General features: G+C 58.3%; 11 protein-coding genes and 1 tRNA gene. 8 read left to right on the top strand and 4 right to left on the bottom strand.

The features are described 5' to 3' along the window. Positions 1-179 precede the first annotated feature (179 nt). On the top strand, positions 180-1,139 hold the full coding sequence (locus tag J3350_RS09130; protein ID WP_207686394.1) for a calcium/sodium antiporter: 960 nt from the start codon (positions 180-182) through the stop codon (positions 1,137-1,139). Positions 1,140-1,444: 305 nt separating this feature from the next. Here J3350_RS09130 and bilR read toward each other — a convergent pair whose 3' ends face one another. Genes bilR through J3350_RS09145 form a run of 3 tightly spaced genes read right to left on the bottom strand, consistent with a single transcriptional unit; the run spans position 1,445 to position 5,548 of the window. Then, positions 1,445-3,370 (bottom strand): bilirubin reductase, long form, encoded by a 1,926-nt coding sequence (bilR, locus tag J3350_RS09135; protein WP_207686395.1) that lies wholly within the window; start codon positions 3,368-3,370, stop codon positions 1,445-1,447. A gap of 30 nt (positions 3,371-3,400) precedes the next feature. Next, positions 3,401-4,156 carry a S9 family peptidase gene (locus J3350_RS09140; protein WP_097793439.1) on the bottom strand — a complete coding sequence of 252 codons (756 nt, stop codon included), beginning with the start codon at positions 4,154-4,156 and terminating at the stop codon, positions 3,401-3,403. Between the two features lie 3 nt (positions 4,157-4,159). Next, on the bottom strand, positions 4,160-5,548 hold the full coding sequence (locus tag J3350_RS09145) for an MFS transporter (protein WP_207686396.1): 1,389 nt from the start codon (positions 5,546-5,548) through the stop codon (positions 4,160-4,162). A 214-nt stretch (positions 5,549-5,762) separates the two neighbouring features. On the opposite strand from J3350_RS09145, the gene J3350_RS09150 reads away from it, so the two are divergent. Together J3350_RS09150 and J3350_RS09155 are read left to right on the top strand one after the other, a co-directional pair. Next, positions 5,763-6,593, top strand: a complete 831-nt coding sequence (locus tag J3350_RS09150) for a helix-turn-helix domain-containing protein (protein ID WP_370569306.1) — start codon at positions 5,763-5,765, stop codon at positions 6,591-6,593. A gap of 890 nt (positions 6,594-7,483) precedes the next feature. Beyond that, positions 7,484-7,672: an antitoxin VbhA family protein gene (locus tag J3350_RS09155; RefSeq protein WP_207686398.1), complete on the top strand. Its 189-nt coding sequence runs from the start codon at positions 7,484-7,486 to the stop codon at positions 7,670-7,672. Between the two features lie 416 nt (positions 7,673-8,088). On the opposite strand, the gene J3350_RS09165 is transcribed toward J3350_RS09155, so the two are convergent. Beyond that, positions 8,089-8,161 (bottom strand) — tRNA-Ala (locus J3350_RS09165). Positions 8,162-8,355: 194 nt separating this feature from the next. Here J3350_RS09165 and J3350_RS09170 point away from each other — a divergent pair. From J3350_RS09170 to J3350_RS09190, 5 genes are all read left to right on the top strand, one after another. Beyond that, entirely contained in the window at positions 8,356-9,102 is a 747-nt protein-coding gene (locus J3350_RS09170) for a YkgJ family cysteine cluster protein (protein ID WP_207686399.1), read from the top strand. 158 nt (positions 9,103-9,260) lie between these two features. Further along, positions 9,261-10,289 carry an ABC transporter substrate-binding protein gene (locus J3350_RS09175; RefSeq protein ID WP_207686400.1) on the top strand — a complete coding sequence of 343 codons (1,029 nt, stop codon included), beginning with the start codon at positions 9,261-9,263 and terminating at the stop codon, positions 10,287-10,289. A 143-nt stretch (positions 10,290-10,432) separates the two neighbouring features. Beyond that, positions 10,433-11,374 carry an ABC transporter permease gene (locus tag J3350_RS09180; RefSeq protein ID WP_207686401.1) on the top strand — a complete coding sequence of 314 codons (942 nt, stop codon included), beginning with the start codon at positions 10,433-10,435 and terminating at the stop codon, positions 11,372-11,374. After that, positions 11,367-12,161 (top strand): ABC transporter ATP-binding protein, encoded by a 795-nt coding sequence (locus tag J3350_RS09185; RefSeq protein ID WP_097793470.1) that lies wholly within the window; start codon positions 11,367-11,369, stop codon positions 12,159-12,161. Before J3350_RS09180 ends, J3350_RS09185 begins: the two co-directional genes overlap by 8 nt. A 133-nt stretch (positions 12,162-12,294) precedes the next feature. Beyond that, positions 12,295-13,968, top strand: a complete 1,674-nt coding sequence (locus tag J3350_RS09190) for a GGDEF domain-containing protein (protein ID WP_207686402.1) — start codon at positions 12,295-12,297, stop codon at positions 13,966-13,968. Positions 13,969-14,001: the final 33 nt, after the last annotated feature.

Consider the following 14,001-nt stretch of genomic DNA (forward strand, 5'->3'; position numbering starts at 1 on the left):
AGTAAGGGGCGTACTTTAGTTGAAAAACGGGTGCGCTGTGCTGCAGCGACACCCCCGGCAGAAATGCCCGATGCAGTACCGGATGCTTGAGACTTTTATCACATTTTCCCGTTTTGGGCTGGATGTGATAAAGGTCTTTTTTTGTGCCTCTGCCGCTATTATTAAAAAGGAGAGATATTATGCTGATCCCTGTTCTGTTATTTATCGTGGGTCTGCTGTGCCTGATCAAGGGCGGCGACTGGTTTGTGGACGGTGCCACCGGCATCGCCCGCCGCTTCCATGTGCCGGAGCTGCTCATCGGTGCCACGGTGGTGTCCATCGGTACCACCCTGCCGGAGGTCATGGTGTCCACCACCTCTGCCCTCACCGGTCACGGCGAGATCGCCTACGGCAACGCCATCGGCTCGGTCATCTGCAACGCTGCACTGATCGCCGCCATCACCATTGCGGTGCGCCCGGGCAAGGTTGACCCCAAGAGCCTGCGCACCCCGGTGGCCTTCTTCTTTGTGGCTGCCGCTTTCTATGCCGGTGTGGCCTACACCACCGGCTCCTTCACTCGCCCGGTGGGCCTGATCCTGCTGGCCATGTTCGTGGCTTATATCGTGTGCAACGTGCTGGCTATGAAAAATACCCCCGCCCCGGAAGAGGAAGAGCAGGCTGAGGAAGGCTCCTTTGCCAAGGAGTTGGGGCTGCTGGCCATCGGCGCAGTGCTCATTGCTGTGGGCGCTGACCTGCTGGTGGACAACGGCACCCTCATTGCACAGGCGCTGGGCGTGCCGGAGTCGGTCATTGCGCTGACCTTTGTGGCACTGGGCACCTCGCTGCCGGAGCTGGTCACCGCCATCACCTCGCTGGCCAAGGGTCACGGCGCGCTGTCGCTGGGCAACGTCATCGGTGCAAACGTGTTCAATCTAGTGCTGGTCAGCGGCGTGTCTGTCACGCTGGCACCCTTCAGCATCCCGCAGAACTCCACCATCGCAGGCATGAACGCCTCGCTGGTGATGGATATCCCGGTCATGTTTGCCGTGATGCTGCTGCTCACCCTGCCCGCTCTGATCAAGGGCAAGCTGAGCCGCCCGCAGGGCATTGCACTGCTGTGCATCTATGCCGCCTTCTGCGCCGTGCAGTTCAGCATCTGATCTGTTGTAAACGTAAAATATTTAAGGCTGCTGCACAGGGTTTTGTGCAGCAGCCTTTTTATGTGGGATGATTTTGAATGCGCTCCGCGCCACCTTCCTCCGGTGGGTGAAGGCTTAAGCGGTGGCGGTACAGTTCCCGGCTGACCCGTAAAGTTTCCGGGCGTGTCCGCTCTCCGGGAGAGCGGACACGGGAGCGCCTGAGAGGGCGAGGCAAAACCCTGACGGCTTTGCCTGAGAGGGTAAAAAAATTGGGTCAGAAGCGCCCACAGGCGTTTCTGACCCACAAATAGAACGATATTTTTGTTTTACAGCTGGCAGGCGGTATCGTAGCCGGTGCGGATAGCGTTGGAGATATCCGCAGCCTTGCCGGCGGCATCGCCAATGGAATACACCGGGATGCTGGCAGCTTCCAGCGCAGCAGCGTCAAATTCGTTGGAGCGTGCGCCCATAGCCAGCACGATGTAATCGCAGGGGATGGTCACCTCTGCGCCGTCCTTGTTCTCGCAGACGACAGCGTCCATGCGGAACTCCTTGACCTTGTGGCTGGGGTACTGCTCCACGCCGTAGGTCTTATAGTTTTCCAGCAGGGTGGGCAGAATGGTGGTGCTCTCGCCTGCGGCGATCTTGTCCATCATCTCGATAACGGACACCTTGCAGCCGCGGGCAGCCAGATACTCTGCGGTCTCGCAGCCCACCATGCCGCCGCCGATGACGGCAACCGTGCCGTACACCTGCTGCTCACCGGCCAGAACCTTCCATGCATCGGCTACGTTCACGCTGTCGATGCCGGGGATGCGGGGTGCGGCGCTGTGTGCGCCCACAGCGTTGATGACGGCCTCGAAACCGGCATCCTTCAGCTGCTCTGCGGTGCGGGTCTGACCCATGCACAGGTGCACACCGGCGTTGCAGACCGCGTGGATCAGGTCCTGTGCGGCGCGGCGCATCTCCTCCTTGCGGGGAGGTACGCAGGCAATGTTCAGCTGGCCGCCCAGAGTGGTGGTCTTTTCAAACAGGGTCACGTCATGGCCGCGCAGCGCTGCCACACGGGCGGCTTCCAGACCGGCAGGGCCGCCGCCGAGAACGGCGACCTTCTTTTTCTGCGCTGCGGGCTGGATGCTGCGGGTGTTCTCGTAGCCGTTCTCCGCGTTCAGCACGCAGGAGAGGAACTGACGGTTCTGGATGGCATCGGTGCAGCCCTTGTTGCAGCTGATGCAGCGGCGGATATCGCAGGCCTTCCCGGCAGCGATCTTGGTGCCCCAGTCGGGGTCTGCCAGCAGCGGGCGACCCATGGCAACTATGTCGGCCATGCCGCTCTCGATGACACGCGCAGCCATTTCGGCATCCACGATACGACCCACGGCGCTGACCGGCACATTGACGGCCTTTTTGATGTCCCCGGCGATTTTGACGAAGAAGCCGTAGGGCTGTACGCCCATGGGAGGAATGGTGTCGGCCATGTTGCCGGTGTGGTTGGCCTGCGCAACGTGGAGCATATCCACGCCGTCCTCTACCAGCCACTGGGCAAACTGCACGGCGTCGGCTTCGTCAATGCCGCCCTTGCCGCGCTGCGGGGTGACGATGGACAGCTTGTAGTCGATGACCATATCCGGCACAGCCTTGCGGATGGCGCGGGTCAGCATGCGGGCAAAGCGGACGCGGTTCTCCAGACTGCCGCCGAACTTATCGGTGCGGTGGTTCATGCGGGTGGAGCACAGGCAGCCGTTCAGGCGGTCGCCGTGGATCTGGATGACGTCCACACCGGCCTTCTGTGCACGCACTGCGCAGGCGCACATCTTATCGATGATGGCCATCAGCATCTCCTCGCTGACCTCATCGGTGAAGAACATCATGTCGTGATGCAGGCGCTGACGCATCTCATCAAACTTTTTCTGCATAAACAGACTGTTGATGGCGTCTACGTCGTACTCCGGGTGGAAGAGCTGGACGCCCAGCTTGGTGCCGTAGGCGTGTACGCTGTCGGCCAGTGCCTTGAAGGCAGGGATCTGGCTGTCGTCAAACAGCTTGGGGGTGGGAGAAAAGCTGTTGATGGGTGCCACATCGCCCAGAACGATGTAACCCACACCGCCCTTTGCCAGACGGGTGTAGAAGCCCATGTCCTGCTCGCTGATCATGCCATTTTTCTCGTAGCCGGTGGTCAGCGGGGGGAACATGATGCGGTTTTTAAAGGTCTGTCCGCCCACCTCGATGGGCTGCAGAATCACGTTTTGCATACGAAATCCTCCTTGCAGATACGCTTTGCTTTACAGATTTGCTTTGATGAATGCTGCGGTCTTTTCCTCCACGGCGGCACGGGCTGCCAGCGTGGCAAAGTTGTGGCCGCCGCCTGCAATGGTGTCCACATCGGGTGCGGTGTACACCTGTGCGTAACGGTTGCAGGTGCCCTCGTCCACCAGACGGTCATCGTCGGCGCGCAGCAACAGCACCGGGCCGTTGTAGCCCTTGGCCTCGGTAAAGGGGTCGGGGTGCTTTGCCATCTCGTAGTTAAAGGCCATCTTGTAGCACAGACCCTCCATGTCGGCGTAGTCCTTGCCGGTCTGCATAATGCCGTCGGCGCGCTGGGCGCAGCCGAACCACATCCCGGCGCCCGGGCACAGCAAAATCAGGCCGTGGGGCTGGATGACCGGTGCGCAGGAGGCGGCAATGTAGCCGCCCATGCTCTGGCCGGAGAGGAACAGCTTTTCGCTGTCCACATAGGGCTGTTCAGCGGCCCATGCAAAGATATCCTGTGCATCGGTGTGCAAGCCGTCAAAGCTCATATCCTCGAACTCGCCGTCGCTCTCGCCGTTGCCGTAGAAATCGAACCGGGCGCTGCCGATGCCCTGCGCTGCCAGAGCGCGGGACAGATGGGTGTACATGGACTTGTAGCCGCTGCAGCTGCCGGCAAAGCCGTGCAGATGCACCACAAAGGGTACCTTGCCCTCGGTGTCGGGCAGGGTCACGATGCCGCGCAGGGTGTGGCCATTGCGGTTTTTAAACTGAACCTGTAAGATCTTCATGGTTTACTTGCTCTCCTTTGCGGCGCGGCGAGCCTTCAGCTCGGTCAGCATCTCAGCAGTCTTCTGCTTGGTCAGGGGGTAGACAAAGAACAGGATGGCAACTGCAATGCCGTAGCCCAGGAAGTAGACGCCGGTGTAGCTCTTCCAGATGGCGTTCACAACGCCTGCGGTCTGCACAGCGCCTGCGGTAACGTTGTAGCCGATGGCACCCAGCACAAAGCTGGACAGGCTGCCGGAAATGGCGCTTGCAAGCTTGCGGAAGAAGGAGTAGGTGGAGTAAACGATGCCCTCGTTGCGCTCGCCGGTCTGCAGCTCGTGGTAGTCGATGGCGTCGTTGACCATAGCCCAGATCAGCACCTGCATGCCGGAAGCGCCCAGATAGCAGATACCGTTGATGACGATGAAGGCCACAGGGTTGTGGACGGGGAAGAAGAACAGGATGCCGAACACGATGGCGGCAAAGCCAGCGCCCATGCAGCACCACTCCTTCTTGCCGAACTTGTTGGCCAGAGGCTGGGTGATGGCAAAGGACAGCACAGCGTACAGCACGCTCAGCATACCGGAGACAGCCTGAATTTTAACGTTGCCGAAGAAGTCCTTATATAGGTAGGTGTTCAGACCGTTGACCACGGAAGCACCGATCATGCCGGTCAGGCTGAAGAACATAACGCCCAGCAGAGCCTTATTGTGAGAGATCTCCTTGAGCACATGCAGGTAGTTCAGCTTTTCGCCCTGCGGACGCTCAGGCACTTCCACGCGCTCCTTGCACCATACGCAGGTGATCTGCAGGCACAGCAGACCCAGCATAGCGCAGATGCAGGCCAGCATCAGGAAGCGGCCAGCCACGGGCTGGTTGTCCACATACAGGAACAGGGGGCCGACCATGACCATAACGGTCATGAAGATGGTGCCGCCAAGGCTGCGGTAGCGGGACAGTGCGGTGCGCTGGCTGACATCATCGGTCATCACGCTGGACAGAGTACCGAAGGGCACGTTGACGCAGGTGTACAGCGCCTCGTACAGAACGTAGGTGACGAACATGTAGGCCAGACGCAGGCCGTAGTTGATATTGCCTACATTGAAAAAGCCAAGGATGCACAGCACTGCCATGGGGAAGGAGAAGGCGCGGATCCACGGGATGAACTTGCCGCCCTTGGTGGCCTTGCGGGAGTCCACGATGGCACCGATGATGGGGTCATTCACGGCGTCCCAGATCTTGGTGATCAGCAGCAGGATACCCACGTGGAAGGGGTTGACCTGCAGGATCAGGGTGTAGAAGATCGATAGATACATGGCGCGGTACTGCTCGGTGAAGCAGCAGCCCAGATCGCCCAGCGTATAACCGATCTTGTCCTTCATGGAGAAGGGTCGGATGGTCTTTTTCTGGTCCATTGTGTTTTATCCTCCTTAAAAACAGTGAAACCACGAGACTTTTCGCACAAGTCTCTTTTCTACGTTTGCATTATACGTTAATTTTTCATCAATACATATCCAAAAAATGATTGAAAACTATCGCAAATTGATGTATTATGCAATTATAACAGTTGTACTTTTCTGTTGTGTACAACAATCTGTTACACATGACAGTTTCATGGAGGACTTTTTGGTGAATTATACAGCCAAGCGTTATCTTTTTGAGCAGAGCGCCGTCCGGGAATTTTATTCCGGCGCGTATTATGATTTGTTTCTGGTCATGCGGGGCAGCGGTGTGTTCCGGTGCAGCGAGGTGGTGCTGCCCGCACAGCAGCAGAATCTCATCATCTTCAAGCCCGGTCAGGGCGGCAGACTGGAATACGCCGGTGCTTACGGCCCGCTGGAACTTATTCGGGTGCAGCTGCCCCCCCAGACGCTGGCGCAGCTTTCGGACGCAGATACCGACCTTGAAAAAAGTTTCAACGTGGTGCCCTTCCAGCAGGTGGCTGTGCGCCCGGACAGCCAGATCTATATGCTGCTGAAAAACCTTGCCCGGAAGCTGCTGATGCTCCCGCAGGAGCGCACCCAGTTCGGTGCAGCGGTGTTCGAGCACGGTATTTTGCAAATGTTTGTGGTGCTGGCGCTGCGTGCCTGCATCCATGCGGAGTTCCACACCGCATCGGTCAGCCGCCACCACCTGATGCTGGACGAGGTGTTTTTGTTTATTCAGGCGCACCTTACCGAGGAACTGACGCTGGAGCGGCTGGAAAAGGAGTTTTTCGTCTCCCGGGAACATATTGCCAGGGAATTCAAACGCCAGACCGGGCAGACGGTGCACCGCTATATCGTAAAGGCGCGGTTAGACCGCTGCTGCACCCTCATCGAGCAGGGGCTGCCCATCACCGAGGTGTACAAGACCAGCGGCTTTGGCGGTTACAACCACTTTTTCCGCGCCTTCAAAAAGGAGTACGGCATGACCCCCAAGGAGTACTTCCACACCACCCGGCAGGACGCCCGGGGATGAATCCGGCAAAAGCAGCGCCGTCTGCGCCTGTGAAAAAAGCCGCCCGGTTCGCATCCGACTTCAGGGTTCGGAGCCCGGCATGGTCTGCCAAAGTTTTTTAGGTATAAAAACGCCGCATCGTACAAAACGATGCGGCAAAAACGAAAGTCTCCCCGGTAGACATTCCTACTGGTTGGGACCCGCGCACGAAGCAACAGCGACGAGTTGCGTTAGCTGATTTTTCCGCAGCCCCTTGGCGGGGCTTTGAAAAATTAGAACGCGGCCCCAACAGCTCCTCCCTGTTTCAGCCACTGGCTGCGGTCGTCGCCGTTGCACTGGGCTGATTGCTTACCCTGCCTACGGCAGGGCCGTGCTGTTCGAATCCCTCCAGGTCCCAAAGCCAGCGTTTGACTTATGTGCACACAAAAGAAAAGCAGCAGCGTTAAAATTACGCTGCTGCTAAAAGTGGACCTAGAGGGATTCGAACCCTTGACCTCTCGGATGCGAACCGAACGCTCTCCCAACAGTCTCGCTTTTGTGTACACCTTATGCACTGCGAGAAAAGAAAAATCAACGTGTATTCGTCCATATAAAATGTTCTGCCATCCAAACGACCTTTCTCGCTCGCAAGTATGGTCTCCAAGCCGCAGATTTTCGAGATGATGCAGTTTGGGGCGTAATATGGTTGGCGGACAAGTGAGCTACAGGCCCTTGAGATGTAACTCACTTGGGGTTCAGATGTATCGCATCCCAATTCACAATAAAATACGATGTAACGTAAAAGCGCAACTTCTACTCGGAAAGAATGGAAGCTGCGCTTTTTACATTTGACAACAAGTTGTAGATTGACAATAGGACTCATACACGATAAACTTTATATAGTATTATGTAGATCAGAAGGAGGCCAAACCATGAGCGTCAAGTACACTACCCCTGCCCAGCACGAGAGCAACCTCCGCAATGTGTATGGAACCTTTGCCATTGAGGGCATGACCATCAGCAAGGACACGCGCAGCAACCTTGACCGCATTGGCAGCGGTCAAGCCAGCTATCAGCAAATCGTGAATGAACTGCGTGCAAAGTACGTGAAGAAGGGCTGATTATGTTCTCGAAGACTGAACATCATTCATCCCTTCCGCGAGGGAAATGGCCGCAGCACCCGTGAACTGATTCGCTGCATGGCGTTGGAATATGGTCTGCACATCAACTGGGGCAACACTGACCGGGAAACCTTGATCAACGCCGCAATCGCTGCCGTAGACGATGATATGGCATTCTGTGATGTTCTAAGACAGTGCGTTGAAACGAAAAACTAGCAAAAAATGTCCTGCCGGGATACGGCAGGAGCGACAGCATCCCCGGTAGACATTCCTACTGGTTGGAACCCACGGGCTAGCCAAAGCCCCACTGGGGCTTTGGCTGCCAGCTGCGGCTGGCCGCCCTTTTCGAATCCTCTCTAGGTCAGCATAAAAAGCAAAACGCCCTGCCGGGATACGGCAGGACGTTTTGTTTTTTATGGACCTAGAGGGATTCGAACCCTTGACCTCTCGGATGCGAACCGAACGCTCTCCCAGCTGAGCTATAGGCCCATATTGACAAGATGATTTGCGACGCTGTTAGTTTACCTCTTTTTGGAGAGTTTGTCAAGGAGTTTTGTGAGGCGGCGAAGGGAAGCGGATGAAAATGGTTGTAATTTCCGGAAAAGTGCGGTAAGCTGGAAGCAAGTCCAATCAAAACTGCACGGCCCCGGCGGGCCGTCAAACCGGAAGTGAGGAGAACCAGGATGCTCAAACAAAGTCAGATCGATCTCTGCGGGTGGGTGGATTTTACCCGCGAAGTGCCGCTGCTGGGGCGGGACGAGGCGTTTTCGTTTGCCTGCGCGGGCTGCGGGGACTGCTGCCGGGGGCGGGAGGACATCGTGCTGTCCGGATTCGATCTATGGCGGATCGCGGCGCGGCTGCGGCTGCCGACGCGGACGGTGGCGCGGGCGTTTTGCAAGGCGTCCATTGGGCAGGTGAGCCGTCTGCCGGTGCTGCGGCTGGCTCCGGTGCGGGAGGAGGGGAACAACTGCCCCTTCCTGACCGAAGACCACTGCGCCATCCATGAGGCGGAACCGCTGGTCTGTGCGCTCTATCCGCTGGCGCAGGAGATCACCAGGGAAGGGGAGGTCGGCTACTTTTTGCAGCCCACCCGTTGCGGCGGGCAGGTGTTTGAGGCAAAGGTGGGGGACTATCTGGCCCGGTACGATGTCCCGGCGCGGGAGGCGACGGATGTGCGCTGGGCGCAGACCTGCCTTGCGTTGGAAGACCGGGTGGAGGCGCTGGAAGCGCTCTTTGAGCCGGTCTTCCTCCGGCGGATGCAGCAGAAATTGTGGCAGGCGCTCTATTATCAATATGAGATCACGCAGCCGTTTCTGCCGCAACTGGAGAAAAATCTCGTCTGGCTGGAGGCGGAACTCGAAAAGCTGTCCGCGCTGCAACGGCGCAGGAACGCGCGTTTTGATGAATCCATCGAAAAAATCGAACGATAAAATTACTTCCATCGATAACTTGGGCTGCGGACGGATTGTATTCGGGCAGGAAATGTGCTATACTTCACGAGTGTAAAGCGGACGTGAAAAGCCGCTTGAGAAAACGCTTTCCTGCGGCATCCTGTGGCCGCGAAACGGAAATTGAGGGAGTAATCATTATGCGTAAAATCACTCGTCGTTCGTTCCTGTCTGCTGCCGCTGTCTGCGGTGCAGCTGCTGCTCTGACTGCCTGCGGCGGTTCCGCCTCCAGTGCAGCCTCCTCCACGGCTTCGTCTGTGGCTTCCACGGCCGCTTCGGCCGCAGCTGACGGCAAGAGCTATACCATCGGCATCTGCCAGCTGGTCGAGCATGCCGCTCTGGACGCTGCAACGCAGGGCTTTGAAGACGCCCTGACCGAGCAGTTCGGCGACAATGTGAAGTTCGATTTCCAGAATGCACAGAACGACTCCGCGACCTGCGCCACCATCGCCAACGGCTTTGTCTCCGCAAGCGTGGACCTGATCATGGCAAATGCAACGCCTGCCCTGCAGGCTGCACAGGCTGCCACCAACAGCATTCCCATTCTGGGCACCTCCGTCACCGAATACGGTGTGGCACTGGGCCTGACCGACTTTGACGGCACCGTGGGCGGCAATGTCTCCGGCACTTCCGACCTGGCCCCGCTGGACCAGCAGGCGGAGATGATCACCGAGTGGCTGCCCGACGCCAAGAAGGTCGGCCTACTCTACTGCTCCGCCGAGGCCAACAGCCAGTATCAGGTGGATGAAGTCCAGAAGTATCTGGAGGCTGCCGGTGTCACCGCTACCCAGTATTCCTTCTCCGACTCCAACGACCTGGCTTCCGTCTGCCAGAAGGCTGCGGACGAGAACGACGCCGTCTATGTCCCCACCGACAATACCTGCGCTGCCAACACCGGCATCATCGACGGCATCTGCCGCCCGGCCAAGAAGCCCGTGTTCGCCGGTGAGGAGGGTATCTGCTCCGGCTGCGGCGTGGCCACCCTGTCCATCAGCTACTACGACTTGGGCTACACCACCGGTGAGATGGCTGCCAAGATCCTGACCGGCGAGGCCGACATTTCGGAGATGCCCATCGAGTACACCGATGTGACCAAGAAATACAACAAGACCATCTGCGCGGACCTGGGCCTGACTGTTCCGGAAGGCTACGAGGCTATCGAGGGGTGATCCGCACAGCGGGCGGCAGAGCAAAGGCTCCGCTGCTGCGAAAAACAGGATAAAATACAGCGGAGGAGAGTGGAAAACGCGCTTCTCCGCTTTTCCCGTATGAACGCGGGAACGAAAAAAGTGTATCGTTTGGAGGTTTTATTTTGGAACTGCTTGCTAGACTTGCCAACCTGCCTGGTGCGCTGCCCGGCGCCTGTGCGCAGGGCCTCATCTGGGGCATCATGGCCATTGGTGTGTACCTGACCTACCGCATCCTCGATGTCGCAGACCTGACCGTGGACGGCTCCTTCGGCACCGGCGGCGCGGTCTGCGTCATGTGCCTGCTCTCCGGCATGAACGTCTGGGCGGCGCTCTTCGTGGCGCTGCTGGCGGGCCTTGCCACTGGTCTGGTCACCGGCCTGCTCCATACCTTTATGGGCATCCCGGCCATCCTTGCCGGCATCCTGACCCAGCTGGCCCTCTATTCCATCAACCTGAAGATCATGGGCAAGGCCAACCAGTCCATCAATGTGGACAAGTACGACCTGCTCCTCTCGCTGCGCTGGGTCAAGGAATTTGCCCTGCACAACCCCATCGTGATGGTCATCCTCGTCACGGCGGTACTCATCGGGGTGCTGTACTGGTTCTTCGGCACCGAGCTGGGCTGCGGCATCCGTGCCACCGGCTCCAACCCCGCCATGTCCCGCGCACAGGGCATCAACACCAGCTTCAATGTGGTGCTGGGTCTGGCCGTCTCCAATGGTCTGGTCGCACTGTCCGGTGCGTTGCTGAGCCAGTATCAGGGCTTTGCAGATGTCAGCATGGGCCGCGGTGCCATCGTCATCGGTCTGGCTGCTGTCATCATCGGTGAGGCCGTGTTTGGCCGCATCTTCCAGAACTTTGCACTCAAGCTGGTGTCCGTTTCGCTGGGTGCGATCATCTATTACATCGTCATCCAGCTGGTGCTGACCCTCGGCTTTGACGCAAACCTGCTCAAGCTGCTCAGCGCTTCCGTGGTGGCCATCTTCCTGGCGGTGCCTTACTGGAAGAGCCGGTACTTCGCAAAGCCGACTGCAAAAAAGAAGGAGGGTGCGAAAAATGCTTGAGATCCAGAATGTCTCCAAGACCTTCAATGCAGGCACGGTCAATGAGAAAACGGCCTTGAACGGGCTGAACCTGAAGCTGAACGAGGGCGACTTCGTCACCGTCATCGGCGGCAACGGTGCGGGCAAATCCACCATGCTGAACGCGGTGGCCGGTGTCTGGCCCATAGACGAGGGCAAGATTTTGATCGACGGCATCGACGTCACCAAACTGAGCGAGCACCAGCGCGCCGCCTACATCGGCCGCGTCTTTCAGGACCCCATGACCGGCACGGCCGCCACCATGCAGATCGAAGAGAACCTCGCCCTGGCCGCCCGGCGCGGCAAGCGGCGCGGCCTGCGGGTCGGCATCACCAAGGCCGAACGGGAGCGCTACCGCGAACTGCTCAAGAGCCTGGACCTGGGCCTGGAAGACCGCCTGACCGCCCGCGTGGGTCTGCTGTCCGGCGGCCAGCGCCAGGCGCTGACCCTGCTGATGGCGACCATGAACAAGCCCAAGCTCCTGCTGCTGGATGAGCACACCGCCGCCCTTGACCCGAAGACGGCGCTCAAGGTGCTGACCCTCTCGGCCAAGATCGTGGAGGAAAACCACCTGACCACCATGATGATCACCCACAACATGAAGGATGCCATCAAGTACGGCAACCGCCTCATCATGATGTACGAGGGCCACATCATCTACGATGTCTCCGGGGAGGAGAAGAAGAAGCTGCAAGTCTCCGACCTGCTGGCCAAGTTCCAGATCGCCAGCGGCGGCGAGTTTGCAAACGACCGCATGATCCTGTCCTGATCCGGTTCTGAGGAAAGGGCGTCCTGCCTGTACATGGGTGGGACGCCCTTTTTCTGCGCCCGGATTGCAATCGTAAGAAAAAAAGTGTACAATAAGGGTAGATTTTATGATTTACACGAAAGGAGGAGACCGGATGAGTCGCGAGATCGTAAACAGTGTGCTGCTGTTGTGGGGCAGTCTGTTCTGTGCGGTGTCGAGTCTGTACTTCTGGATCACAAAAAATTATCGGACGGAGAAGCGAGGCTGGATCTACCGGATGCAGGTCTCGACATCGGTGCTGCTGTTCTGCGATGCGATGACGAACCTGTTCCGGGGCAGGCCGGACCTGCTGGGGTTCTGGATGGTCCGCATCAGCAATTTTTTCAACTTTTTCCTCGTGGAGCTGACGTTGCTGTTTTTTCACTATTACATCTGTGCAATGCTTCTGACGCCGGAAGAGAACGCAGCCCTCAAGCGGGTGAAGGTGGTGCGGGCCATTTGCTGTGTGGGTCTTGCACTGGTGATCGTATCGCAGTTCACCGGGCTGTACTATACGTTCGATGCGTCCAATGTCTACCACCGTACTGCAGGGTATCCCATTTCCATGATCGTTCCGGTGGTGGCCATGGCGTTGGACGCCAGCCTGCTGCTGCAATACCGGGCGCGCATCAGCCGCGGCATGTTTCTGGCGACGGGGTCCTATCTGGTGCTGCCGCTGCTCGCAATCTCGATCCAGATCGTGCACTACGGCCTGGCGCTGGTCGATCTGGCCATCGGCGTTGCGATGGTCCTGATGTTCCTGGTCTCCATCAAGGAGCAGAACGAAGAGATGCTCCGGCTGGAAACGAGCCGGGCGCATCTGGCGGAAAAGCTGGACATCGCCACGGTGCTGAACCGCTGCGTCGAGAAGCTCTCCGGCGGCGGGCACGATCTGGACAAAGCGACCCATGACCTGCTGGGTGTCATCAATGACTATTTTTGTGCAGACCGCAGCTATGTTTATGAGCTTAACGCAGCCAACGGCATCGCTGTGAACACCCACGAGTTCGTCCGGGATGGTGTGAGCGCTGAAAAGGATAATTTGCAAAAAGTTCCGGTGGAGATCATTGCCTCCTGGCTGGAGGCCTTTGAACGGGACGGGATCTATTTCATGGAGGATGTCGGGCAGGTAAAAGGCACGGAGCTGTATGCGATGATGCAGCAGCAGAACGTGCAGCGCCTGCTGGCGGTGCCACTGCGGCGGGAAACGCGCATCATCGGTTTTCTGGGCGTCGATAACCCCAGAGAACATTCGCATGACCCGACGCTGCTGTCCTCCCTCCAGTTCTTCGTCACCAACAGTCTGGAACAGAAAAAGGTGCAGGAAAAGCTGTATCGCCTGAGCTATCGGGATACTCTGACCGGGCTGGACAACCGCAACCGGTATATGGAGCTGCTGGAGGCAGGAAAGGAGAACGCGCTGAAACAGGTGGGCGGCATTTACATGGACCTCAACGGCCTGAAGCGCTGCAACGACTGCTTCGGCCATGCGGCGGGCGACGCCCTGATCTGCCGTGCAGCTGATGCGCTGAACGATGTGTTCCCCGGTGAAGCCTGCCGCATCGGCGGGGACGAGTTCGTGGTCATCTGCTGCCCGGTCACGCAGGAAACATTTGAACAGCAGGTGGAAGCTCTGCGGGCGGCACTGGTCCGCCATCAGGTGGATGCAGCAATCGGCTCGTTCTGGCAGTCGTTGGTCGAAGACCTGCCCGCCTTCCTCCGCGAAGCCGACGACCGGATGTACAGGGAAAAAGAACGCCAGAAGCGCGCAGCGCGGCCCTCGGTTTAGGCGAACCGTTCTGGATACAATCAAACATATAAT

This window comes from Faecalibacterium sp. Marseille-Q3530 (assembly GCF_017377625.1).
In the GTDB taxonomy this organism is placed as follows: domain Bacteria; phylum Bacillota; class Clostridia; order Oscillospirales; family Ruminococcaceae; genus Faecalibacterium; species Faecalibacterium prausnitzii_E.

Coding starts and splice junctions, on each gene's coding strand:
- J3350_RS09130 (WP_207686394.1), top strand. CDS start 180: ATGCTGATCCCTGTTCTGTTATTTATCGTGGGTCTGCTGTGCCTGATC.
- bilR (WP_207686395.1), bottom strand. CDS start 3,370: ATGCAAAACGTGATTCTGCAGCCCATCGAGGTGGGCGGACAGACCTTT.
- J3350_RS09140 (WP_097793439.1), bottom strand. CDS start 4,156: ATGAAGATCTTACAGGTTCAGTTTAAAAACCGCAATGGCCACACCCTG.
- J3350_RS09145 (WP_207686396.1), bottom strand. CDS start 5,548: ATGGACCAGAAAAAGACCATCCGACCCTTCTCCATGAAGGACAAGATC.
- J3350_RS09155 (WP_207686398.1), top strand. CDS start 7,484: ATGAGCGTCAAGTACACTACCCCTGCCCAGCACGAGAGCAACCTCCGC.
- J3350_RS09170 (WP_207686399.1), top strand. CDS start 8,356: ATGCTCAAACAAAGTCAGATCGATCTCTGCGGGTGGGTGGATTTTACC.
- J3350_RS09175 (WP_207686400.1), top strand. CDS start 9,261: ATGCGTAAAATCACTCGTCGTTCGTTCCTGTCTGCTGCCGCTGTCTGC.
- J3350_RS09185 (WP_097793470.1), top strand. CDS start 11,367: ATGCTTGAGATCCAGAATGTCTCCAAGACCTTCAATGCAGGCACGGTC.
- J3350_RS09190 (WP_207686402.1), top strand. CDS start 12,295: ATGAGTCGCGAGATCGTAAACAGTGTGCTGCTGTTGTGGGGCAGTCTG.